The following is a 23,536-nucleotide window of genomic DNA, read 5'->3' as shown; positions in this document are numbered from 1 at the left end:
GGAGTACCCATGGCTTCGCTTATTAGTTCTGTAGTGGGTGCATCCCCGTTAGCGGGTGAGTCCTTATTAAATGTAAAAGACCTGCGGGTGACCTTTGGCACACCTGATGGTGATGTTACTGCTGTTAATGATTTGAATTTCACACTCAATGCCGGTGAAACACTGGGTATTGTGGGGGAATCGGGTTCCGGTAAATCTCAAACGGCATTTGCCCTTATGGGGTTGCTGGCATCAAATGGGCGCATTGATGGTTCAGCCACATTTGGTGGGCGGGAAATCCTTAACCTACCGGAACATGAACTGAACCGACTGCGTGCGGAACAGATCTCCATGATTTTCCAGGATCCGATGACGTCTCTTAACCCTTATATGCGGGTGGGTGAGCAACTTATGGAAGTGCTCATGCTGCATAAAAAAATGAGTAAGGCTGAGGCGTTCGAAGAATCGGTGCGCATGCTGGATGCGGTCAAAATGCCAGAAGCACGTAAGCGCATGAAAATGTACCCTCATGAGTTTTCCGGGGGGATGCGCCAGCGTGTGATGATAGCTATGGCGTTGTTATGTCGTCCTAAGTTGCTGATTGCCGATGAGCCAACCACTGCACTAGACGTGACTGTTCAGGCGCAAATAATGACGCTATTGAATGAACTCAAACATGAATTCAATACCGCTATTATCATGATCACTCATGACCTGGGCGTGGTTGCTGGAATTTGCGATAAAGTGTTGGTGATGTATGCAGGCCGTACCATGGAATATGGCAGCGCACGCGATGTGTTCTACCATCCGTCACACCCTTATTCGATGGGGTTACTCAGTGCAGTTCCACGCCTTGATAAAGAAGGTGAGGCGCTTGATACCATCCCAGGTAATCCTCCAAACCTGTTGAAGTTACCCAAAGGTTGCCCATTCCAACCTCGTTGCCCGTATGCATCGGAAGGTTGTGAGAATACGCCACCGTTGGAATCCTTTGGTGAAGGCCGGTTACGTGCTTGCTTTAAGTCAGTGGAGGAGTTGGCATGAACGCGCAGGTAGAAGAGAAAAAAGTGCTGCTCGAAATCACAGACCTGAAAGTCCATTTTGATATTCGTGACAGTAAGCAGTGGTTCTGGCAACCCGCCAAAACCCTCAAAGCAGTAGATGGCGTGACACTGCGCCTGTATGAAGGGGAAACATTGGGCGTGGTTGGTGAGTCCGGCTGTGGTAAATCTACTTTTGCACGGGCGATTATCGGTCTGGTTAAAGCGACAGAAGGGCATGTCGCCTGGTTGGGTAAAAATCTGTCTGGAATGAGCCCGCAACAGTGGCGTGAGGTGCGCAGCGATATCCAGATGATTTTCCAGGACCCACTGGCATCGCTTAACCCACGTATGACAATTGGCGATATTATCGCTGAGCCATTGCGCACATATCACCCGAAAATGCCGCGCCAGGAAGTGCGGGACCGGGTTAAAGCAATGATGATGAAAGTGGGGTTGCTGCCGAATCTGGTCAACCGTTATCCACACGAGTTTTCGGGTGGTCAGTGCCAGCGCATAGGTATTGCACGTGCTTTGATCCTGGAACCTAAACTTATCATTTGTGATGAACCCGTTTCTGCACTTGATGTATCTATTCAGGCGCAGGTTGTCAATTTGCTGCAGCAGTTACAGCGGGAAATGGGGTTGTCCTTGATTTTTATTGCCCATGACCTGGCGGTGGTAAAACATATTTCCGACCGTGTGCTGGTTATGTACCTTGGCCATGCTGTGGAGTTAGGCACTTATGATGAGGTGTATAACAACCCGCTGCATCCGTATACGCGGGCTCTGATGTCAGCTGTACCGGTACCAGACCCGGATCAGGAACGGAACAAAACTATACAGCTGCTTGAAGGGGAGTTGCCATCACCCATCAATCCACCTTCAGGTTGTGTGTTCCGTACCCGATGCCCAATGGCGGGCCCGGAATGTGCTAAAACACGCCCGGTGTTGGAAGGCAGCTTTAGTCACGCCGTTTCTTGCCTGAAAGTTGACCCTCTGTGAAGTGAGTTGAATTGGTTATATCAACGTGAATAAAAAAACCTGGATGCGTAATGCATCCAGGTTTTTTTTAGGCTTCACCAGGCTATTTATGATAATAAATGCGGTAATTATTCACGCCACAGGATATGGCACAGCTTATGACTTTTCTCGCGGCACAGCAGAATACGGGCAAATACATCGTTCAATTCGCCGCCGTCTTCTTCAGCCAGGCCAATAACCACTTCTGAAAAAAAGTCTGGATTGAGATCGAAATCGACGTGTTCTGCCCACTCTTCAGAAGGGTCAAATAGCTCGGCACCACCCCGTTCTTCAAATTGAAGATTAAATAAAATAATGTCTGCCGGGTCCAAATTATCGCCCGCCAGCTCGAGAAAAATATCATAAGCCTGCTCAAGCGTTTCATCTTCAGTCAGGCGGTTATTCAGGTCCATATCCATCTTTACACGTCCGCATTCATAAGCTTTTGGGGCCTTTTTACAACAATGGACTAAAGAAGTAAAACACTCGCTCAGTTATTCGTTGCCACAATGGCCGTTTTACCCAGTCGTGGGCATTAAGCAAGGTTGAGCGGGAAATATAATCGTCCTGAACGGCGGAAAGGTCATTGCCAAAACCGGGGTCATCAATCACCAGCGTAATCTCAAAATTCAGCCATAAACTACGCATATCAAGATTAACAGTACCGACAAGGCTAAGCTCATCGTCAACCAGTACGCTCTTGGTGTGCAGTAGCCCACCTTCAAACTGGTAAATTTTAACACCGGCTGCCAGCAATTCAGCAAAGAAAGCACGGCTAGCCCAACCCACCAGCAACGAGTCATTTTTCTTGGGTAAAATCAGGCTGACGTTCACACCACGCAGGGCTGCTGTACAAATTGCGTGTAATAAATCGTCGCTGGGAACAAAGTAAGGCGTAGTGAGAACCAGGTTTTCTCTGGCGGCATAAACGGCGGTTAGCAATGCCTGGTGAATCAAGTCTTCTGGAAATCCCGGTCCGGAGGCTATGGTCTGGATAGTGTGACCACTGGCTTCTTCAAAGGGCATGATATTGGCATCGGGTGGGGGAGGTAAAAGCCGCTTCCCTGTTTCAATTTCCCAGTCACATGAGTAAACGATTCCCATTGTCGTTGCAATGGGGCCTTCCATACGCGCCATTAAATCTACCCACTGCCCAACGCCCGCATCCTGTTTAAAGTAGCGAGGATCGACCAGGTTCATACTTCCAGTGTAAGCAATATAATTATCAATCATGACCATTTTTCTGTGTTGGCGTAAGTCCATACGCCGCAGAAACACACGCATCAGATTAACTTTTAGTGATTCGACAACATCGATACCCGCATTACGCATCATGGCAGGCCAGGGGCTGCGAAAGAATGTCAGGCTTCCCGCAGAATCAAGCATCAACCGGCAATGTACACCGCGACGCGCGGCAGCCATCAACGATTCGGCAACTTCATCTGCAAGACCGCCAGGATTCCAAATATAGAACACCATCTCGATGTTATGCCTGGCCAGTTGAATATCACGAATCATGGCGTGCATGACATCATCTGTCTCTGTCAGCAACTGTAATTGGTTGCCTTTTACGCCTCCAACACCCTGGCGACGTTCACACAGCTGGAATAATGATTGAGCAACAGTGCTGTTTTCATTAGCAAAAATATGTTTGCTTTCCTTTAGCGTTTTTAACCAATTGGCTGTTGAAGGCCACATCTCACGAGCCCGTTCGGCCCGGCGTTTGCCCAAATGCAGTTCGCCAAATGACAAGTAAGCAATAACACCGACTAAAGGAAGTATATAGATAATAAGAAGCCAGGCCATGGCTGAAGGCACCGCACGGCGCTTCATCAGAATACGCAACGTTACACTGGCAATGAGCAACCAGTAGCCAAGAATAACCAACCAGTTAACCAGCGTATAGAGCGTTGCCATAGGTAAAAAATCCTTTATCTTCCGTATGCTTTTGAGTGTACGCACAACAATGTGCATCTCAAAGAAAAAAACGGGTGAAAACAGCTTTTCGGGTAATTACCTGGGCGTATAATACCCAGACTTGTTGTATTGTGAGCCAATATAAAATGAGACACAGTCGTACAGAAGTTGGGCGGTGGCGGATGTTGCGTCAATCTCAGCGTAGAAAGACACGCTGGTTGGAAGCGCAATCCCGCCGGAATATGCGTATTCACGCAATCCGCAAATGTATCGTTAACCGGCAGAGAACGTCTTTGTTGTTTTCCATTTATGATATATAGCCAGCCGGGCACACAATGTGCCCGATTTTTTTCCTCCTGGTACTTCCCAAACAAATGTTCATTGTAGTTTTTCTGCACTTCAGGTAGACAGGGAGTAGCCTGTATCTGGTCATAAAGAAAGCGTTCGGTATGGGTAAAGAAGCTCGTCTCGTTTGCCGATATTATCTGTAGCAAGATTAAGGGGTTTTCACTTTCTGATAATGACTCATGGAGATGGATAGCGCGTGATGAATCTGAATACTCCAAATTTTAAGGCGCGTCTGTTATCTGGAAAACGTCTTATTCCGATAGTGGCAGCAATAGTCAGCATCCTGGCTACTTTAGTACTGACCCAATTTGTCAGCAGAATGCTGGCTCTTGAAAATCAGAAAAGCATGTCGGCACATATTCTGACTCAGGCAGAGAGAGTGGCTGGCGAACTCAGTAAAGCTCAGCAAACTGCTGCCAGCAGCCCATATCCTGAATGTACTGTTGATGATATTGACCTCATGCGGCGTCTGACCCTTGAGTATGAGCTGGTACAGGACATTGGACGGGTATGGCATGGAAAAATAATTTGTACTGCCGGGTGGGGTATATTGAAACATGCGGCCGTATTACCTAATACCGGATATTACTCTCGGCCGGAAAAACGCACTTTTTATCGTAATGCTGTAGATATGCTCCCGGTACGTAAGACAAACGATCTGATTGTAAAAGGTAATACAGTTATTTTTGCCTCACCGGTTAATATCAAATTGCAGTATATGAGTGAGTTAATGCTGGACTGGCGCCTGATTACTCGTAATGGCGCTTATGTTTTTGACACATCATCCCCACCTTCAACGGGGGTTCATCAAAGTTGGCTGTCACTTTTTACCCAAAGCTCAGAACAAAATATTTGTAGCCAGCAGTTTGACTTGTGCATTGAAACAACGACACACAGCAATGCACTTGCTGGGTTACCCTCTGGAGTGCTGTTGTTGCTGGTTACTCTGGGAGCAGGTGCCGGCTATTTAGCCGGGTTTGCATTAATGGCCTGGGTGGGACGAATTAACTCTATTGATGCGCGCCTCAAAAAGGCAGTGTATTACCGTGCGCTGCACCTTGAGTACCAACCACAATATCGCCTGTCTGATGAATCGATTGTTGGCGCGGAAGTGCTGGTTCGCTGGCAGGATGATGTATATGGTAATGTCTCCCCCGAATTTTTTATCAAGCTGGCTGAACGAATGGGGATTTATCGGCAAATCACTCGTTTTGTTATTGAACAGTCACTGGCTGATATGGCAGGTTTTATAGCCAAACACCCCGATTTTACATTAAGTATCAATGTCGGTAAGCACGATATTGCCGACGCGACTTTTTTACCTTATCTCAATTCATTGGTAGAGAGCGCTGGTTGTAAACGCTGCCAGATAAAAATGGAAATAACAGAGAAAACGGATATTAATTATAAAGTTATTGCGGAATCAGCTCGTGAATTACGGCGTTTGGGGTACCTTGTGTCGTTAGATGATTTTGGAACGGGAGTCGCGAATATCCATTGGCTGACAGAAATAACCTTCGATGAGATTAAGCTCGATAAATACTTTGTTCGTGGGTTGGGTGATGATTTTAAAAAGGCAATGCTGGATGCTTTACTAAGTATTATTGTTCCATTGAATAAAACTATTGTGTTTGAAGGTATCGAAACTTTGGAAGAGAAAAATATTGTCATGTCCGCTCACGCGACAGCGATTGGCCAGGGTTGGTATTATTCCCGTGCTATTCCAATCAAAGACTTTACCAGGCTCTACCATGGTGAGAACCAAGATTAAGAGAGACTTTCAGTGGTTTGATTTTGTTTGTGTTTTTTGTATTTATTGTTTGTTTTTTGTTAAAATATCAGAAATATAGCATAAGTAAAAAATATATTATTATCCGCTTATTATACTACTTACTTTTGAAACTAAAAAAATTGAATAGATATGCTGCGGATTTAACTGGATATATTCTCTACTGTATCTATTTTACTGCTCTTTTGATCATTTTATGCTCTAACGATCAAAGGCATAGTGCCGATAAAACGGAGTTATGGAAATGGACAAACAGGAAAAACTATGCGTATCGTACACAAGCTTTTTATTGCATTTGCAATTTCGATTATTTCCGTCATTGTTGTAGGCGTTTGGTCTTTATCCGTCTATAAAGGTTCAATCAATAGTTTTGATTACATTACTACAGATAGTCTCCCAAGTATTAAACAGCTACAGAGCACCATTGATTTACGCGAAAAAGCCCGCCGTGAAATATATCTGTATTTGCTAAGCCATGATGACACATTGATGAGCCAGCATAAGCGTGACGCACTTGCTGCAATGGATCAAAGTATTGCATCACTCAAAAAGTATCGAAATATGCTGGTTTCAGATACTAATGATAAACAAATGGCAGATAAAAACCTCGCTATTATGGCCAATTATATGCAAGTGCTGAATGATTTATTCACCGCTAATGAAGCTGTAGGGCAGGCTGCTGCTGTTTCGATGTTAAAGAGTGGTGGGGAAATGGCAACAATGTCGGACGAGCTGACTCAAGGGCTGAATCAACAAATACAATATAATTACCGAAATGCTGAGGCCTTCAGCGTTGCTAATCATAAAAAATTCAAAACAACGATTATTATGTTGTCAGCGTTCATCGTGCTGTCTGTTGTTATCAGTGCGCTATTGTCTTTTTTCGTGTTGCGCTATATCGCTGTATCCTTACGTGCGTTTAGTGAAAAAATTACTGCCATCAGTCATGAGTTGGATCTTACTCAGGTTGCCACTGTTCGCCGTAAGGATGAAATCGGCCTTGCCGCGTTAAGCTTTAATACGCTGGTGGGGAAAATGGCTCAAGTGTTAAGCCAGGTAAAATCCTCCTCTCGGCTGGTGGATACAGCAGCACATGAAATAGCGGTCAGCAATGATGACCTCTCATCTCGCACTGAAGCTCAGGCGGCTTCATTGGAAGAGACCGCTGCCAGCATGAATCAGTTGTCTGCCACAGTCCAAAATAATGTGGAGATTACGCGTAATGCCGACCAATTGATGCACAAGGTACATAAATTAGTGCATAACACGAGTAGTGAATTAGGTGGGCTCAAAGGAACGATCGACGATATTGCTGTTTCTTCGTCAAGAATTTCAGAAATAACAGCCATCATTGAAGGCATTGCATTTCAGACTAATATTTTGGCTTTGAATGCGGCAGTAGAAGCCGCCAGGGCAGGGGAACATGGCAAGGGGTTTGCTGTGGTTGCGGGTGAAGTCCGTACCTTGTCACAACGGTCATCCGGTGCTGCACGGGATATCAAAGTATTGATTGATGCTGCCTTGCAGAAAGTGACTCTGGGAGTGAAATATACCCAACAAGTGTCGGACAAAATGGTAGAAGCAACCAGCGCGGTGAGTGAGACCAAGGACTTGATCAACCAGGTGTCGCACTCTTCTACGGAACAAAGCCATGGTATTAGCCAGGTAAATATCGCGGTCAACCAGATGGAAGGTGTGCTACAGCAGAATGCGGCAATGGTAGAACAAATGGCGGCAGCGGCGAATTCCCTTCGTGGGCAGGCAGGAGAACTGCTGGCTGATGTAGACGTCTTCGTTGTTGGGGAACTGGCACAGCCAGTAGCGCTAATGGCTTTACCTCAACACCGCTAGTTGGTTTTATTCAATATACAGTGTGATAACTCATTAAAAACCGGGTGCTCACAATGCGTGAGCCCGGTTTTATTTTAACCAGAATTAAAATACTTGCTTATAGGGTTTAACGTAAACCTTGTGGTAAACACCGGCAGCAACATAAGGGTCATCATTAGCCCAGGATTGTGCTTCTTCCAGGGAAGAAAATTCTGCAATCACAGTGGAACCGGTAAAACCAGCTTGTCCTGGATCATTACTGTCAACAGCTGGCATTGGCCCGGCGGTAAGTAAACGGCCTTCGTCTCGCAATAACTGTAAACGAGCGAGATGGGCAGGCCGCACTGACATACGTTTATCCAGTGAGTTGGCAACATCCTCAGCATAAATCACGTAAAGCACAGAAAGGCTCCTGTATCAGGGATGAAAGTAACGATACGGTAAGTGAATCGTTCTGTGGGTGCAACGAAAATGTCATACATATTCGTTTGTGAAGCCGATATTTTACCCAATACTGCTTAAATGAGCCTGCACGGGTGTCTGGTTGTTGAATATGATTGCTATTTGCATTTAAAATTAGTTTTTCGCGCTATTAACCGGACAACTGATGAGTTCAATGACCCTTGATTTCCCTCGCCGTTTTCCATGGCCTGCCTTACTTTCGGTGGTGATTCATGGTGCTGTAGTGGCAGGTATTCTGTATACCTCAATGCATCAGGTCACTGAGCTGCCGTCTCCGGCGCAGCCTATCTCTGTTACTATGGTTAACCCGGCTGATTTGGCTCCTCCAGCACCAGCGCCTGCACCACAGGTAGTCGAACCCGAACCCGTTGTTGAGCCTGAACCTCTACCTGAGGCCCCCAAAGAAGCACCTGTCGTTATTCACAAACCGAAACCCAAGCCAAAACCGAAGCCCAAACCAGTAAAGAAAGTGGAGCATCGGAAAGAGCCGGTTAAACCAGTGGAAAAGACGGTTGAGCAGAAAGTGCCGCCACATGATAATCCGTTTACAGGCAATGCCGCGCCCCGTGCGTCTTCGGCAACGAATGCGACGGCGAATACGGCACCGGTTAATACTGCCCCTCGTGGGCCCAAAGCGTTATCACGTAATCAGCCACAGTACCCGTCTCGAGCCTTTGCATTGCGTATTGAAGGTAATGTGCGCGTTAAATTTGATGTGGATGCGGACGGGAGTGTAGAGAATATACAAATTTTATCCGCTAAGCCTGCCAATATGTTTGAGCGCGATGTACGCCAGGCGATGCGCCATTGGCGTTACGAAAGTGGCCGTCCTGGCAAAGGACTGGTGGTGAACATCATATTCCGTATTAACGGTGGCGCATCCATGGAGTGATGCGCCGTTTGCTCTCCGTCAAGGCAGTGGGCGGGGTTTACCCTGGTTATCAACCGCGACATAAATGAACAGCGCTTCGGTTGCCCGGTAGCGCTGGCCAATCGGTTCTGATGAAACCTTCTTCACCCAAACCTCGACATTAATACTAATAGAGGTTGTCCCACGTTTGACACAACGTGCGTAGCAACAGACAACATCGCCAACTGCAACAGGGCGTAGGAAAGTCATTCCTTCTACACGTACTGTTACCACGCGGCCCTGGCCGATTTCTTTAGCGAGAATCGCGCCGCCCATATCCATTTGCGACATCAACCAGCCGCCGAAAATATCACCATTCGCATTTGTGTCTGCTGGCATTGCCAGGGTGCGTAACACTAAATCGCCCTGAGGGGCATCACTCTGTGTGGTCATTCGTTGTTCCTTGATCACGCATTTTCATTGTTATCTGTGATGTACACCGAAAACACTGCCTTAGTGGGTTTTGGGTGTGCAAGGCATTGTAGCGTGAAATCCTGAATACAGCCCAGAGGGATTGCTTCTGGATTTGTTATGTTATGCTACGGGGCCGCACCAATAGAATGCGGTGCCTTTCGGGTGGGTGATAAACAAAACAGCTTCACGCCAATTTTGCCCCTTGAGAACCTCAGTAACGCAACTCATTGCATTGAGGCAATCCAGAGCACACCAAGAGTGATAATCGTCCTGCTCTGTTGCCATATAAGACAGGGATGTTGATAACGCGGTTTTACCTTCACTATCACATACCCGGTGGCACACCAGACGAATGCGAAACCAGCTCATATTGAGTTCTTCTGCAATAAACCCTGCGGCTATGGATATCAGGTCATCAGTTTCTTTGTTGCCTTCGAACCATTGGCACTGTGTCACGCTGTCTGATGTGGGTAACTGGCTTGCGAAAATATTTGCATTCATAGTCATTTTCTCGAGCATATTATGACTATTATCGGCGTTATGCATAAAACCATAACCGATCATTAAAAAGAATATGTATTTGTGTGAGCTGTATAGCTGTTAATTGACAGTGTAGTAAAGCTTATTATTTCACTACAATCTTAAATATCATGTAGTTATGTATTCGTTAGGGTTGTTATTCAGAATACCCCATGCTTATGCTTGGTTGTTTTTTGCTCTATTTGTGGTATTATTTACCGGTTGTCACATTCACTGAGGTTTATATGGAAAACGAGCTAAGCCCTACAGTTCTGGCTTTTGAATATCTTCGTCGGGAAAAAGAAAATTTAACTCCAGCACAATTTCTTAAACGTTTTAAACAACTGCAACTTGAGTTTGCCGATTTGATGGAGCTTTCTTACATTGAGTTGCAGGAAGAAATTGTTTTTGCTCACCGGCTGGGTATTCACTGATTTCCAGTTTGTGTATAACGGCACATAATAGTGCTGTTGTTCACGAGAAGGGCTTATCAGAAAGGCACCAGAAATGGGGTTTACTCAAACCATCTGAATGTCGAGTATTGACTTAAAATGATGCCTGTTACTAAAACCACTGCATTGCAGTGGTTTTTTTGTATTCAGACCATTACGGCAGGTGGCAGCGGTTAGTTTTCTTCGTTCGGCATATGGCGGTAGATATACAGTCCGCTTAAAAGTGTGAATACCAGCGTCAGTGCTGTCAGGCCAAATACCTTGAAATTGACCCAAATGTTTTCGGGTAACCAAAAAGCGATATAAATATTTGCCAACCCACACAGGATGAAAAACAGAGCCCACGCATAATTCAGCCGTTTCCAGACAGCCTGAGGTAACGTCAGCTCTTTACCCAACATACTTTGAATAAGGGGCTTGTTCATAACCCACTGGCTTACCAGAAGGGCGCCTGCAAACAGAACATAAATAACCGTCACTTTCCATTTGATAAATTCCACATTGTGAAAGGCGATAGTTAACCCACCAAATACAGCCACCAGAATGAAGGTGATCAGCGTCATCTTCTCAAGCTTGCGGAATTTATACCAACTGTAAACCAAAGCAAGCGCGGTGGCGGCAATCAATGCCCCGGATGCGACATAAATGTCGTAAAGCTTGTAGAAAGCGAAAAAGACAATTAGAGGAAGAAAATCAAGAAACTGCTTCATAAAGGTTTCCGTAATCGAAATGACCTGCCATGCAGGCAGGCCGGTTGAAGGCTTACTGACGGATCAGCGTATACAGGCGATAAAGATAAATGAGCAACAACGCCGAAATAAGATTGCTGATGGTATTGACGGTAATCGCACCACCTGTCGGCGTCAAGGCAGCAAAGGCGTTAGAAAACAACAACAGTGCTGTCTTGGCTACCAACCAGCCGATAATAGCCGGAGCAACAAGGCGCATATTTGCCCAGCATAAACGGCTGCTGGAACGTAATGCTGCGAAAATACCTGATTTATCTTCAACCAGGTGCACCGGAGCCATCGATAAAATAATGGCGAGTATCACTCCAGGGACAATAATCGCCATGATGCCAATCTGCACCGCAAATGTGGTGATGAAAATCAGTATGAGCATCCGCGGCATCAATGGGGCAGAAAGGCCAATAGCATGTAAAGCGCTAACACGTTGCCCAGCCGAAACCAGTTTAGTCAGAGTCAGCAAGCTTGCAGCAAGAATTGCATTAGCAATCAGCCCGGAAAATGTCGTAGCAGCAGACGCTTTGAGCAGCGTTTGTTGTTGCTCAGGCGTCATGTTCTGGATTAGCTCGAAAAACCCCTGGCTCCCTTGCAGATTATCACCCTGTAACATCGCCGCCATCTGGTCTTCGTCTGGGTAAAAAGCATGCCCCAGCGCCACTGCAATGAATGCGCAAAGCAGGGCAATCAGAAGGATGGAGACAAACTGATTACGGAAAAAATTACCTGTGTCACGGTAAACAGAACCTGCCGTGATTGTCATGCACTCTCCTTGAGTTGGTGTCAGGATGAAAATGCTGGCGATTGTACACCGCTGGGGGTGGGATGTCAGTCACATACCCTGTAAAGGAATGTTGTGCAGGCATTTTGTGCACCGGCAGGTAGCCATTTACGTAACGTACAACACAAAAATTGTTGCCCTGGAGCGAGTGCAACCTGTGGAGTTAACCTGGTTTGGCTTGTTTATGGGGAAATTGATCTAAAGCAAATTCATTGTTTTTTATAAAATAAATGCAACTTAATCTGGATCAATGAATGTTGAAATAGCAAAAAAAGTGTGACCAATGCCGGATCAAAAAAGCAAATTGTAAATGTATAGTCAGTGTGCTTATAAAAAAATTTACAAAGGAAATGGACATGAAAAAGTTAACAGTGGCACTGCTGGCGATGAGTTGTTTTTCAGGAATGGTGAGCGCACATGAAGCGGGGGAGTTTTTTGTCCGCGCAGGTAGCGCAACTGTTCGCCCTACTGAAGGGTCAGATAATGTACTTGGGCTGGGTGGCTTTAATGTCAGTAATAATACCCAACTGGGTATGACATTCACCTACATGGCTACCGACAATGTAGGGATTGAGTTACTTGCCGCAACACCTTTCCGCCATAAGGTCGGTCTTGCATCTACGGGCACTATCGCAACCGTTCACCAGTTGCCGCCAACATTAATGGCACAATGGTACTTTGGTGACCGGCAAAGCAAAGTGCGCCCTTATATTGGTGCCGGGGTAAATTACACCACGTTCTTCAATAATAAATTTAATCAGACAGGTGAGGATGCTGGGTTATCTGACCTGAGCGTGAAAGATTCCTGGGGGCTTGCAGGGCAAGCCGGGGTCGATTACCTGATTAACAGAAACTGGCTGGTGAATATGTCTGTTTGGTATATGGATATTGATACCAAGGTGAAATTTAAAGCAGGTGACCAGCAAGAGAGTATTAAAACGCGTATCGACCCGTGGGTATTTATGTTCTCTGCGGGCTACCGTTTCTGATAACACGCCCTTGTTAATAGTGGGTACAGAATTAGGTCACCTGAAGGTATAAAACAGCATGTCAGACTAATACTGCATGCTGTTTTTTTGGCCGGGTAAAAATAAAAAACACCAACCTGAAGCAGGCTGGTGTTTTGTTTTACTGACAGATTACGGGGCATAAATTGCTTCCCCATATTCGGCGGCTAGCTGCGGGTAGCGGCTTTCATTGCCGAAACAAACTTGCTTAATTCACTGAGCATTTCAGTTGGGGCATCTAAGTTTTTTTCAATAATTCTCACGACAGCCGAACCCGAGATAGCACCTGCTGCGCCAGCATTAATGGCATCCTTTACCTGGGATGGTTCAGAAATACCAAAACCTTGTAGTGGCGGTGCCGCATGGTACTCAGTGAGTTTATCCACCAGGTGATGTAATGGCAGGCTGGCTCGATGCTCGGTTCCGGTAACACCTGCACGAGATAACAAATAAGTGTAACCACGCCCGTAAGACGCTATTTGGCGTAACAGGTCATCATCGGCATTTGGCGGGCAAATAAATATAGGCGCGATATTATGGCGCATGGCTGCCTGGCGGAAAGGTGCTGACTCTTCAACTGGAACATCAGCAACCAGTACGGAATCAACACCAACTTCTTCACAACGGGCATAGAAGTTATCAATACCACGGCTATAAACCAGGTTGGCATACATCAGTAACCCAATTGGAATATCCGGGTGTTTTTGGCGAATCATCGCCAGCATTTCAAAACACTGGGTAGGGGTGACGTTAGCTGCAAATGCGCGCAAGGCGGCACCTTGAATTGTCGGTCCATCGGCCAGCGGGTCAGAGAAAGGAATACCCAATTCAAGCGCATCTGCACCCGCCTCAATCAAGGTATCAATAATCTTAAGTGATTGCTCAACACCAGGGTCACCCAATGTTACAAAAGGAACAAAGGTACCTTCATTGCGGGATTTTAATGTCGAAAAAAGTGTCTCGTAGCGTTCCATTAAATTTCTCCCCGGGATTTAAGAATATCGTGAACCGTGAAAATGTCTTTATCCCCGCGGCCTGACAAGTTAACAACCAGTAACTGTTCTTTATCCGGGTTTTGTTTAATCATTTTTAGCGCCCATGCAAGTGCATGAGAAGATTCCAGTGCCGGAATGATGCCTTCATGGCGGCTCAGTTCTTTAAAAGCGTCAAGAGCTTCATCGTCAGTAATAGAGACATAGTCCGCACGGCCCGTACTGTTAAGGAATGCATGCTGTGGCCCGACAGAAGGAAAATCCAGCCCCGCAGAGATAGAGTAAGATTCTTCAATCTGCCCTTCGTCGGTTTGCATCATAGGGGACTTCATACCGAAGTAAATGCCCACGCGCCCATGCTTGAGTGGTGCCCCGTGTTCGCCTGTTTCGATGCCATGCCCGGCGGGTTCAACACCAATCAGGTTGACACTGGTTTCATCGATAAAATCTGCGAACATCCCAATAGCATTAGAGCCACCGCCCACACAGGCAATAACAGCGTCTGGCAGGCGACCTTCTTTCTCAAGAATTTGCGCACGGGTTTCCTCGCCAATCATACGTTGGTATTCGCGGACAATGGTTGGGTAAGGATGAGGACCTGCAGCAGTGCCCAGCATATAGTGTGCGGTTTCATAACTGCCAGACCAGTCACGCAGTGCTTCATTACATGCATCTTTTAATGTTGATGAACCAGAATGAACAGGAATGACTTCCGCACCCATTAAACGCATACGGAATACATTAGGTGACTGACGTTCAACATCTTTTGCCCCCATGTAAATTCTGCATTTCAGGCCAAGCAGTGCACTGGCAAGTGCGGATGCAACCCCGTGTTGACCGGCACCAGTCTCAGCGATAATTTCAGTTTTCCCCATCCGCTTGGCGAGCAAAGCTTGCCCCAGCACCTGGTTAGTTTTATGTGCGCCGCCATGCAGCAAATCTTCACGCTTAAGGTAAAGCGTGGTTTTTGTCCCTGCAGTCAGGTTACGGCAACGGGTAAGGGCAGTCGGTCGCCCAGCATAATTTTTCAGCAAATCAGTAAACTGCGCCTGGAACTCAGGGTCACTTTGTGCACTGACAAACGCTTCTTCAAGCTGGCGTAATGCTGGCATCAGTATTTGCGGAACATACATTCCGCCGAATTCACCAAAATACGGGTTTAATAAAGTTGTCATGTTTGTTGTATTCCTTAACTACCGGGCTCTTCCCGGTTAATGCATTCGGGCTACACGAAAGTTAGTAGGCGCGCAAGGTGCGAAACGCAGCGGCAATCTTCTCGTGATCTTTAACACCAGGTTGGGATTCAACACCGGAGTTAAAATCAAGACCGGCACAGCCCGCTTTGGCAGCTTCGACGCAGTTGTCTGCACTGAGCCCACCGGCCAGCATTACGTCACTCAGGTCCTGGCCTTGTAACAGTGACCAGTCAAAAGACTTACCTGTTCCACCCTGACCATTATCGAGAACATAGCGTGATACGTGGTTAAACTGGCGTTTCGGGAGTGAATCACCAACGCTCAATGCTTTCCAGATAGCAATGTCAGCAGGTAAGGCCGAACGCAGTTCATCGATATATTGCTGGGTTTCGTTGCCATGAAGTTGAACCGCAGACAGTTTCAGTTGTGCTGCGAGTGAACTGACCTTAGCAACCGGCTCGTCACGAAACACCCCGACATAACGTAAAGGAGCGCCAGACATCACAAGACGTGCCTGTTCAGCGGTGACAGCACGTGGAGACGCTGATACAAAAATCAACCCGCCGTAGACAGCGCCTGCTCGGTATGCGGCCGATGCATCCTCAGGGCGAGTCAGACCACAGACTTTATTTTCACCCAGTAACACCCGGCGTACCGCAGTATTCAGATCTGTTTCACCCATCAGCGCGGAGCCAATCAGGAAGCCGTTGGCATAATGGCTCAGTTCGCGAACATGTCCATAGGTATGGATGCCGGATTCACTGATAACCGTGACACCACTACCCAGTTGCGGGGCGAGAGTTCGGGTACGGTTCAGGTCAATGGACAGGTCTCGCAGGTCACGGTTATTAATGCCCACCACACGTGCTTCAAGGCGAATGGCACGCGCCAGTTCCTCTTCATTGCTCACTTCGGTCAATACGCCCATATTCAGGCTGTGCGCGACAGCAGCAAGACTACGGTACTGTTCGTCATTGAGGACAGACAGCATTAACAGGCAGGCATCAGCCTGATAAAAACGTGCCAGGTAGATCTGGTAAGGGTCGATGATGAAATCTTTACACAATACGGGTTGTGTAACTGTTTTACTGACCAGTGGCAAAAAATCAAAGCTACCCTGGAAATATTTTTCATCCGTCAGAACAGAAATTGCTGAAGCGTAGTGCTTGTACACACTGGCAATAGCTTCAGGATTAAAATCCTCACGAATCAAACCCTTCGACGGAGATGCTTTTTTACACTCCAGAATAAAAGCCGTTTTGGCACCAGCAAGGGCGTGGTAAAAATCACGCGTGCTGGTTTGTATGTCATTTTGGAATGAAGCCAATGGTTGTTGTTGTTTACGTTGTTCTACCCAAATCGCCTTGTCTGCGACGATTTTCGCTAATACGGTTTCCATCACTTACCCTCTTGCAGCCAGTGCAGTAACGCGCTGATAAGCATCGCCACTGCGCAATACAGCCAGTGCTTTACTGGCATTAACACGGAGGTCTTCTTCGCCAAACAGCCGCATCAAAAGTGCGACATTGGCAGCAACAGCCGCTTCGTGAGCAGATGTTCCTTTACCTTGTAACAGACGCGCCAGAATGTCACGGTTTTCTTCTGGGGTGCCTCCAGCCAACTCTTCTTTGGCATAAGGCGTTAAACCAAAGTCGCTCGCCTGTAACTCATAGCTGCTTACTTTACCGTCTTTCAGCTCTGCAACCTGTACAGTGGCATGTAAGGACACTTCATCCATTCCACCGCTGTGTACCACTGCTGCACGTTGGTAACCCAGCACTTTCAGGGTTTCCGCAATGGGAAGAACCAGTTCCGGGCTGTACACACCAATCAGTGCCAGTGGCGGGTGCGCCGGATTGATCAGCGGCCCCAATACATTGAACAGTGTGCGTGTTTTCAGTTGTTGGCGCACTGGCATGGCATGGCGGAATCCGGTGTGGTATTGCGGGGCAAACAGGAAACAGACGCCCAGTTCATCCAGTGCCTTGCGTGATGTCTCTGCAGCCATATCCAGCTTAATACCGAATGCAGCCAGTAAGTCCGAAGACCCTGAACGGCTCGATACACTCCGGTTGCCATGTTTCGCAACTTTCAGCCCACAAGCGGCAGCAACAAATGCACTGGCTGTGGAAATATTGATGCTGTTACTGCCATCACCGCCGGTGCCTACAATATCGGCAAAAGGGTAATCCGGGCGGGGAAATGGCTGAGCATTATCCAGCAGAGCATTAGCTGCTCCCGCGATTTCATCCGGATGTTCGCCGCGGACCTTCATACTGATAAGGGCTGCCGCCAGTTGGCTCTGCTCCAGCTCGCCACGTACAATCGCACTGAATAACTGCTGGCTTTCCTGTTGGCTTAGTACCTGAGCCTGGAAAAGTTTTTCAAGAATAGTTTGCATAACAGGCTCCTTATTTGCTGAGCGCCCAGGCCAGTGTTTGCTCCAAGAGTCGCGCACCCTGTGTTGTCAAAATAGATTCCGGGTGGAATTGGAAACCGCAGACACGGTCAGTGTCATGGCGTACAGCCATAACCATGCCTTCGTAGCTGGCACTGACAGTCAATGTGGCGGGAATTTTGCTTCCCACCAGAGAGTGATAGCGGGCAACCGGTAATGGATTTGGCAAATCATGAAACATTGCCATACCATCATGTTCTATGGATGAGGCTTTACCGTGGAGAATTTCCCCAGCCTGGCCTACGTAGCCACCATAAGCTTCCACAATTGCCTGGTGGCCCAGACAGATGCCAATAATGGGCAATTCACCGCGCAGGCGTTGTAACAACTCTGGCATACAGCCTGCTTCAGAGGGGGCTCCAGGGCCAGGTGACAGCATTAAAACCGGGTTTGTGAGCTCAGCTATCCGGGCAATAATCGTGTTAACGGGCACCTGATTACGGTAAATCACAACGTGGTGCCCATTAGCGCGTAATTGATCGACCAGGTTGTAAGTAAATGAATCTACGTTATCAAGTAGCAAGATATCGGCCATTAGAACATCTCCTTAGCCTGGTGTGCGGCAGCAATGGCTCGCAACACGGCGCGTGCTTTATTTCGTGTTTCATCTGCTTCTGACTGGGGAACAGAGTCAAGTACCACACCTGCACCAGCTTGCACTGTAGCAATTCCGTCTTCGACCCATGCAGAGCGAATCACGATGCATGTATCAAGGTCGCCATGCGCAGTGAAATACCCGACAGCACCACCATAACTTCCTCGACGGGTACCTTCTGCATCAGCAATTAATTGCATTGCGCGTACTTTTGGCGCGCCGCTCAACGTTCCCATATTCATGCAAGCGCGGTAGGCGTGCAGAACGTCTAAATCCTCGCGTAACTCACCTACAACACGAGAAACCAGATGCATCACAAACGAATAGCGGTCCACTTTTGTTAAGTCAGCGACATAACGAGATCCCGGAGTGCAAATTCGCGCCAGATCATTACGCGCAAGATCAACCAGCATCAGGTGTTCTGACAACTCTTTGTGGTCGGTACGCATTTCCAGCTCAATGCGGCTGTCCAGATCATTATCCAGTGAACCATCTGCTTTTCGCCCTCTGGGACGAGTGCCTGCAATTGGGTAGATTTCAATCTGGCGGTCGGTCGCGTCATATTTTAGTGAGCTTTCAGGTGAGGCTCCAAACAGCGTAAAATCCTCATCCTGCATAAAGAACATATAAGGGCTGGGGTTACTTTTTTTCAGTGTTTGATAAGCCGCCAGCGAAGAAGGGCAAGGCAGTGTGAAGCGACGCGATGGTACAACCTGGAATATTTCCCCGGCCCGAATCGCTTGCTGCATTTGGCTCACTACCGCACCATAGGCTTCGTCACTCTGGTTACAACTCAATTCCATGGACTCGATTTTTTGCACTGGCACAGCCGGGGGCGCTTCCTGCATCTGCTTTTGTAACTGGCTGATGCGCTGAGTGAGTCGTTGGTGTTCAGCCGCAGAGTCAGTAAACAGGCTTGCCTGGATGCGGGTTGATTTCTTTTGGTGATCGATAACCAACAGGGTTTCTGCAAGGTAAAAACAGTAATCCGGGCAGCGTTGGTCCTGGCGCAGGTGAGGCAGATTTTCGAACCCTGCAACCAGGTCATAAGCAAACAAACCACCAAAGAACATGGCCTCTCGCTCATCTTGCGGAACATTAACCAACGTTAGCATCAGGCGCAGAGCATCAAAGACTGATAATGCTTTCAGGCGGGCATCTTCATCCATCACTTCTGTGTTTTCAGGGAAATGTAATTCACGCCCGTCTGGATGCACTACCGATTTAACCTCTGCGGGCAATACGTTATCAAGCAGAGGCAATAACGCCCCACCGTTTGCCGAAAGAGCCTTAATGGTGACAACATTTTCGAATGCTGTGATTCGTAATGCGCTATCTACCAGTAGTAAACTTTTTAAATCGTTTTTGCTGGCGATATCCGCCGATTCGAGTAGCAGAGAAGAAGGGCGAGCCCCGCAAATTTGATGAAACAGTGCGGTTGGGTTATCGCGATAAGGCCCTTCCTGAGCGAGAAGTGTTAGAGCTGGTTTGGTTGTTTGCATGATGCATTCTCATTATTTTGTTCAAAAAAAAACCCGCTTAGTGCGGGCTGTGGTATCTGTTTTGCCAGAAGCAAAATGTATTACACCGCCCGTAATCAGGAAGTGCGCCACCATTTGCTGTTGTTGGAAATGAACTGTTTCATTACAGATACCTCATCAGTGAACTTGCGTACTAGTTAACTGGTTCATGAAAAGAAAGTCAAGCATCATTTTTTATTATTGCCCGGAATCGGTATGATGCGGGCAAACAAGACATACCGGAGACGGGGAGCACACTTGCAAGAATCAATCTACGCCAATATTTATGACCTCCATAGCCATACCACGGCATCCGACGGATTATTGACACCCGATGCATTAGTATTACGCGCCAGCGAAATGCGTGTGGGTACTCTGGCAATAACGGATCATGACACCATCAATGGAATAGCGGCGGCACGCAAGGCCATTGATAAGGCCAGTCTTGATTTACAACTTGTTGCGGGTGTTGAGATCTCTACTGTATGGGAAAACCATGAGATTCATATTGTTGGCCTTGGTATTGATACCCGGTCTCCAGAATTAACGGCATTTCTTGCTGAACAAAGTGCGCGGCGCAATCTTCGGGCGGAGATGATTGCAGAACGTCTTGAAAAAAATCATATCAGCGGTGCGTTGGCAGGCGCCCGCCGTTTAGCTGGGGATGGCGCTGTGACTCGGGGCCATTTTGCCCGTTTCCTGGTCGAAAGCGGGGTTGCCCGCACCCATAATGATGTGTTTAAAAAATATCTCGCACGCGGGAAAACCGGGTATGTCCCTCCGCAGTGGTGTACAATAGAACAAGCTATTGATGTGATTCACCATTCTGGCGGGCAAGCGGTATTAGCCCATCCAGGTCGCTACCGGCTATCAATGAAATGGTTGAAGCGTTTACTGGCGCAATTCAGTGCAGCCGGCGGCGATGGGATGGAAGTGGCGCAATGCCAACAAGCACCGCAGGAACGAAAACAACTTGCCGACCTGGCTATTCAATTTGATTTACTCGCTTCACAGGGCTCTGATTTTCACCAACCTTGTGCATGGATAGAGTTAGGGCGGAAATTGTGGTTACCCGCCGGTGTAACCCCCATATGGGCTGGCTGGAGTGGGACCAATGAAGGAGTAAAAGAGGTATGAGTCAGTTTTTCTATATCCATCCAGAAAACCCGCAATTGCGGTTGATCAATCAGGCTGTCGAAATTATCAGAAAGGGCGGCGTTATTGTTTACCCCACAGACTCTGGTTATGCGTTGGGTTGCCAGTTGGAAGATAAAAATGCCATGGAGCGTATTTGCCGGATTCGCCAGTTACCTTCCGGGCATAACTTTACTTTAATGTGCCGTGATCTGTCCGAGTTATCGACATACGCTTTTGTTGATAATGTCGCGTTCCGCTTGATAAAAAATAACACGCCTGGGAACTACACTTTCATTCTTAAAGGGACAAAAGATGTCCCGCGCAGGTTATTACAGGAAAAGCGTAAAACCATTGGTTTGCGAGTTCCTTCTAACCCTATTGCTATCGAATTGCTTGGGGCGCTGAATGGTCCAATGTTGTCTACCTCGTTGATGCTGCCTGGCAGTGAGTTTACAGAGTCGGACCCGGATGAAATTAAAGACAGGCTTGAAAAGCATGTTGATTTGATTATACATGGTGGGTATCTCGGTCAGCACCCAACAACCGTGGTTGATCTCACTGATGATACGCCAGTTGTCATTCGTGAAGGTGTCGGAGATGTTCGACCGTTTCAGTAAATGCGCCCAGCCTGGTGCCCCTTGTTTTTATGTGTGTATTCAGGGGTAAGCTTTTAGGATTTATTTCGTGTAGTATGTGCGGCCACAATTGTGAATGTGTGGCTTTTTTATTGCCCGACATATTCTAAATAAATTAACAGTCTTACGTTAAACTCATGTGATGACGTAAGGCTTTTGCAGGTATCAAAGACGCCTGGGAAGGCGACACCCGAGGAAGCTCCATGAGCGAAAAGTTACAGAAAGTTCTGGCGAACGCGGGCCATGGCTCACGTCGTGAAATTGAAGGCATGATAGCAGCAGGGCGTGTTAGTGTGGACGGTAAAATAGCCACTCTGGGCGACCGTGTTGAAGTCAGCGTTGTATTGAAAGTCCGTATCGACGGGCATCTGGTTTCTTTGCGTGAGTCCGCACAACAAATTTGCCGGGTTCTGGCGTATTACAAACCGGAAGGTGAACTGTGTACACGCAGTGACCCGGAAGGCCGTCCCACTGTTTTTGACCGGTTGCCTAAGTTACGTGGCGCTCGCTGGATTGCCGTAGGGCGTCTGGATGTAAATACCTGCGGCTTGTTGTTGTTCACAACAGATGGTGAACTGGCAAACCGCCTGATGCACCCCAGCCGAGAAGTTGAGCGTGAATATGCTGTAAGGGTTTTTGGGCAAGTTGATGACACCAAATTGCGTGATTTACAACGTGGTGTCCAACTGGAAGATGGCCCGGCAGCCTTTAAAACCCTGCGTTTCACCGGCGGTGAAGGTATGAACCAGTGGTACAATGTTACGTTGACTGAAGGGCGTAACCGTGAAGTTCGCCGTTTATGGGAAGCAGTTGGTGTACAAGTAAGCCGCCTAATCCGCGTGCGCTATGGTGATATTCCATTGCCAAAACAGTTACCGCGTGGGGGATGGGTTGAGCTGGACCTGAAGCAAACTAATTATTTGCGCCAGTTAGTTGAATTACCGGCTGAAACAGAAACCAAAGTGGCGGTGGAAAAAGACCGTCGGCGCACTAAAGCAAACCAGATTCGTCGTGCTGTTAAGCGCCACAGCCAGACTGGCGGGCGTCGCAATAATACCTCCCGCTAATCGCTAATTTTTATCAAGGTGCGCCGCTGTATTACAGAGGCGCACTTTTTTTGTCCTGTGTTATTAAGCAAGCTATTTTTATTTATATGGTTAGTAAACTCCCGGATATTTTGCACGGAATTTTCATTGTTGTTGCATAATGAATCCCCTATTAATTAATCTCTTAATGTTAACTTTTACACTATATAATACAGGCTTTGCGAATATTCCTTTGCGGATAAATGCCGGTTGCTAACATTTTTTAGCAGAAATGTTCAGCTCTGTTTATACCCTTAAACATAATCAGGTAAATCAATGGAAATGAATACAGTGACGAATAATGGGAAGCATCCATCTAATGGAACCGTGGGTTATGAGGGGGATTCAGAGCCGTGTTACAGGCTCTACAGCCCATCTGGTGTTGCATTGGCAACATTCTTTGCCTCGCCACTGGCTGTTTTTCTGCTGACAATATTTCTGGCATTCATGTTACCTGTTCATATCCCGGGTATAGTTATTTCCCTGCCAGGGATTTTTATAATGCGTTATGTAGCAATAAAACAATTCAGCAGCACTATTAGTGAACATTTGGTGCGCCAGGGGAAAATGGAATCCAATTGGAAGGCATTGGGTATATCACTTCTGGTTGTATTAGCTGCAGCTTGTGTGTTTTTTCTATGGTGGATAATTAGCGAAGGTGTTAATTACTGAATAACCTTATTCAGGTGTTAATAATCGCTGTG

23 protein-coding genes, 1 pseudogene and 1 other annotated feature are annotated in these 23,536 nt (G+C 47.1%); of the genes and pseudogenes, 12 read left to right on the top strand and 12 right to left on the bottom strand.

Annotated elements, in window-relative coordinates:
* The first annotated feature begins 9 nt into the window (after positions 1 to 9).
* Positions 10 to 1,023 carry an ABC transporter ATP-binding protein gene (gene oppD, locus LC084_RS07365; protein ID WP_226570537.1) on the top strand — a complete coding sequence of 338 codons (1,014 nt, stop codon included), beginning with the start codon at positions 10 to 12 and terminating at the stop codon, positions 1,021 to 1,023.
* Entirely contained in the window at positions 1,020 to 2,024 is a 1,005-nt protein-coding gene (gene oppF, locus LC084_RS07360; protein ID WP_226570536.1) for a murein tripeptide/oligopeptide ABC transporter ATP binding protein OppF, read from the top strand. Before oppD ends, oppF begins: the two co-directional genes overlap by 4 nt.
* A 107-nt stretch (positions 2,025 to 2,131) precedes the next feature.
* Here oppF and LC084_RS07355 read toward each other — a convergent pair whose 3' ends face one another.
* Together LC084_RS07355 and cls are read right to left on the bottom strand one after the other, a co-directional pair.
* Entirely contained in the window at positions 2,132 to 2,461 is a 330-nt protein-coding gene (locus LC084_RS07355; protein WP_072006907.1) for an HI1450 family dsDNA-mimic protein, read from the bottom strand.
* Between the two features lie 37 nt (positions 2,462 to 2,498).
* Positions 2,499 to 3,959 carry a cardiolipin synthase gene (cls, locus tag LC084_RS07350; RefSeq protein WP_226570535.1) on the bottom strand — a complete coding sequence of 487 codons (1,461 nt, stop codon included), beginning with the start codon at positions 3,957 to 3,959 and terminating at the stop codon, positions 2,499 to 2,501.
* A gap of 146 nt (positions 3,960 to 4,105) precedes the next feature.
* Here cls and LC084_RS07345 point away from each other — a divergent pair, with 146 nt between their 5' ends.
* The 3 genes from LC084_RS07345 to LC084_RS07335 all read left to right on the top strand — a co-directional run bounded on the left by LC084_RS07345 (position 4,106) and on the right by LC084_RS07335 (position 7,947).
* Positions 4,106 to 4,279, top strand: coding sequence for a YciY family protein (locus LC084_RS07345; protein ID WP_226570534.1), 174 nt, complete (start codon positions 4,106 to 4,108; stop codon positions 4,277 to 4,279).
* A gap of 227 nt (positions 4,280 to 4,506) precedes the next feature.
* Positions 4,507 to 6,078 carry an EAL domain-containing protein gene (locus LC084_RS07340; RefSeq protein WP_226570533.1) on the top strand — a complete coding sequence of 524 codons (1,572 nt, stop codon included), beginning with the start codon at positions 4,507 to 4,509 and terminating at the stop codon, positions 6,076 to 6,078.
* Positions 6,079 to 6,360: 282 nt separating this feature from the next.
* Positions 6,361 to 7,947 carry a methyl-accepting chemotaxis protein gene (locus LC084_RS07335; protein WP_226570532.1) on the top strand — a complete coding sequence of 529 codons (1,587 nt, stop codon included), beginning with the start codon at positions 6,361 to 6,363 and terminating at the stop codon, positions 7,945 to 7,947.
* 84 nt (positions 7,948 to 8,031) lie between these two features.
* On the opposite strand, the gene LC084_RS07330 is transcribed toward LC084_RS07335, so the two are convergent.
* Entirely contained in the window at positions 8,032 to 8,328 is a 297-nt protein-coding gene (locus tag LC084_RS07330) for a YciI family protein (protein ID WP_226570531.1), read from the bottom strand.
* A 214-nt stretch (positions 8,329 to 8,542) separates the two neighbouring features.
* Here LC084_RS07330 and LC084_RS07325 point away from each other — a divergent pair, with 214 nt between their 5' ends.
* Positions 8,543 to 9,280 (top strand): energy transducer TonB, encoded by a 738-nt coding sequence (locus LC084_RS07325; RefSeq protein ID WP_226571164.1) that lies wholly within the window; start codon positions 8,543 to 8,545, stop codon positions 9,278 to 9,280.
* Positions 9,281 to 9,298: 18 nt separating this feature from the next.
* Here LC084_RS07325 and yciA read toward each other — a convergent pair whose 3' ends face one another.
* Positions 9,299 to 9,691, bottom strand: a complete 393-nt coding sequence (gene yciA, locus LC084_RS07320; RefSeq protein ID WP_036105361.1) for an acyl-CoA thioester hydrolase YciA — start codon at positions 9,689 to 9,691, stop codon at positions 9,299 to 9,301.
* A 141-nt stretch (positions 9,692 to 9,832) separates the two neighbouring features.
* Positions 9,833 to 10,213 carry a hypothetical protein gene (locus LC084_RS07315; protein ID WP_226570530.1) on the bottom strand — a complete coding sequence of 127 codons (381 nt, stop codon included), beginning with the start codon at positions 10,211 to 10,213 and terminating at the stop codon, positions 9,833 to 9,835.
* Between the two features lie 263 nt (positions 10,214 to 10,476).
* On the opposite strand from LC084_RS07315, the gene LC084_RS07310 reads away from it, so the two are divergent.
* Complete coding sequence (locus LC084_RS07310) at positions 10,477 to 10,665, top strand: YdiH family protein (protein WP_036105367.1); 189 nt, start codon at positions 10,477 to 10,479, stop codon at positions 10,663 to 10,665.
* 191 nt (positions 10,666 to 10,856) lie between these two features.
* Here the strand turns inward: LC084_RS07310 and LC084_RS07305 are convergent, their stop codons facing one another.
* Positions 10,857 to 11,393, bottom strand: a complete 537-nt coding sequence (locus LC084_RS07305; protein WP_226570529.1) for a septation protein A — start codon at positions 11,391 to 11,393, stop codon at positions 10,857 to 10,859.
* Between the two features lie 52 nt (positions 11,394 to 11,445).
* Positions 11,446 to 12,189 (bottom strand): YciC family protein, encoded by a 744-nt coding sequence (locus tag LC084_RS07300; protein WP_226570528.1) that lies wholly within the window; start codon positions 12,187 to 12,189, stop codon positions 11,446 to 11,448.
* A gap of 374 nt (positions 12,190 to 12,563) precedes the next feature.
* Between LC084_RS07300 and ompW the strand changes: the two genes are divergently transcribed.
* Positions 12,564 to 13,196: an outer membrane protein OmpW gene (ompW, locus tag LC084_RS07295; RefSeq protein ID WP_226570527.1), complete on the top strand. Its 633-nt coding sequence runs from the start codon at positions 12,564 to 12,566 to the stop codon at positions 13,194 to 13,196.
* Positions 13,197 to 13,381: 185 nt separating this feature from the next.
* On the opposite strand, the gene trpA is transcribed toward ompW, so the two are convergent.
* The 5 genes and pseudogenes from trpA to LC084_RS07270 form a co-directional block, all read right to left on the bottom strand.
* Positions 13,382 to 14,188: a tryptophan synthase subunit alpha gene (gene trpA / locus LC084_RS07290; protein WP_226570526.1), complete on the bottom strand. Its 807-nt coding sequence runs from the start codon at positions 14,186 to 14,188 to the stop codon at positions 13,382 to 13,384.
* A complete protein-coding gene (gene trpB / locus LC084_RS07285) occupies positions 14,188 to 15,381 on the bottom strand; it encodes a tryptophan synthase subunit beta (protein ID WP_226570525.1) in 1,194 nt (397 codons plus the stop codon). The genes trpA and trpB overlap by 1 nt, the downstream gene beginning before the upstream one ends.
* Before the next feature lie 61 nt (positions 15,382 to 15,442).
* Entirely contained in the window at positions 15,443 to 16,801 is a 1,359-nt protein-coding gene (gene trpCF, locus LC084_RS07280) for a bifunctional indole-3-glycerol-phosphate synthase TrpC/phosphoribosylanthranilate isomerase TrpF (RefSeq protein ID WP_226570524.1), read from the bottom strand.
* Between the two features lie 3 nt (positions 16,802 to 16,804).
* Positions 16,805 to 18,395: pseudogene (gene trpD / locus LC084_RS07275) on the bottom strand (bifunctional anthranilate synthase glutamate amidotransferase component TrpG/anthranilate phosphoribosyltransferase TrpD).
* Complete coding sequence (locus LC084_RS07270; RefSeq protein WP_226570523.1) at positions 18,395 to 19,957, bottom strand: anthranilate synthase component 1; 1,563 nt, start codon at positions 19,955 to 19,957, stop codon at positions 18,395 to 18,397. The pseudogene trpD and the gene LC084_RS07270 overlap by 1 nt, the downstream one beginning before the upstream one ends.
* Before the next feature lie 23 nt (positions 19,958 to 19,980).
* Positions 19,981 to 20,076, bottom strand: a sequence feature (Trp leader region).
* Positions 20,077 to 20,233: 157 nt separating this feature from the next.
* Here LC084_RS07270 and rnm point away from each other — a divergent pair.
* The 4 genes from rnm (at position 20,234) to LC084_RS07250 (ending at position 23,504) form a co-directional block, all read left to right on the top strand.
* A complete protein-coding gene (rnm, locus tag LC084_RS07265) occupies positions 20,234 to 21,112 on the top strand; it encodes an RNase RNM (RefSeq protein ID WP_226570522.1) in 879 nt (292 codons plus the stop codon).
* Complete coding sequence (locus tag LC084_RS07260) at positions 21,109 to 21,729, top strand: L-threonylcarbamoyladenylate synthase (RefSeq protein ID WP_226570521.1); 621 nt, start codon at positions 21,109 to 21,111, stop codon at positions 21,727 to 21,729. The genes rnm and LC084_RS07260 overlap by 4 nt, the downstream gene beginning before the upstream one ends.
* Before the next feature lie 221 nt (positions 21,730 to 21,950).
* The gene (rluB, locus tag LC084_RS07255; RefSeq protein ID WP_226570520.1) at positions 21,951 to 22,814 is read left to right on the top strand and encodes a 23S rRNA pseudouridine(2605) synthase RluB; all 864 of its coding nucleotides are present in this window, start codon (positions 21,951 to 21,953) and stop codon (positions 22,812 to 22,814) included.
* A gap of 294 nt (positions 22,815 to 23,108) precedes the next feature.
* Positions 23,109 to 23,504, top strand: coding sequence for a hypothetical protein (locus LC084_RS07250; RefSeq protein WP_226570519.1), 396 nt, complete (start codon positions 23,109 to 23,111; stop codon positions 23,502 to 23,504).
* The last annotated feature ends 32 nt before the right edge of the window (positions 23,505 to 23,536 follow it).

Source organism: Mangrovibacter yixingensis, assembly GCF_020523985.1.
In the GTDB taxonomy this organism is placed as follows: Bacteria; Pseudomonadota; Gammaproteobacteria; order Enterobacterales; family Enterobacteriaceae; genus Mangrovibacter; species Mangrovibacter yixingensis.
This window is presented reverse-complemented; position numbering and strand designations above follow the sequence as displayed.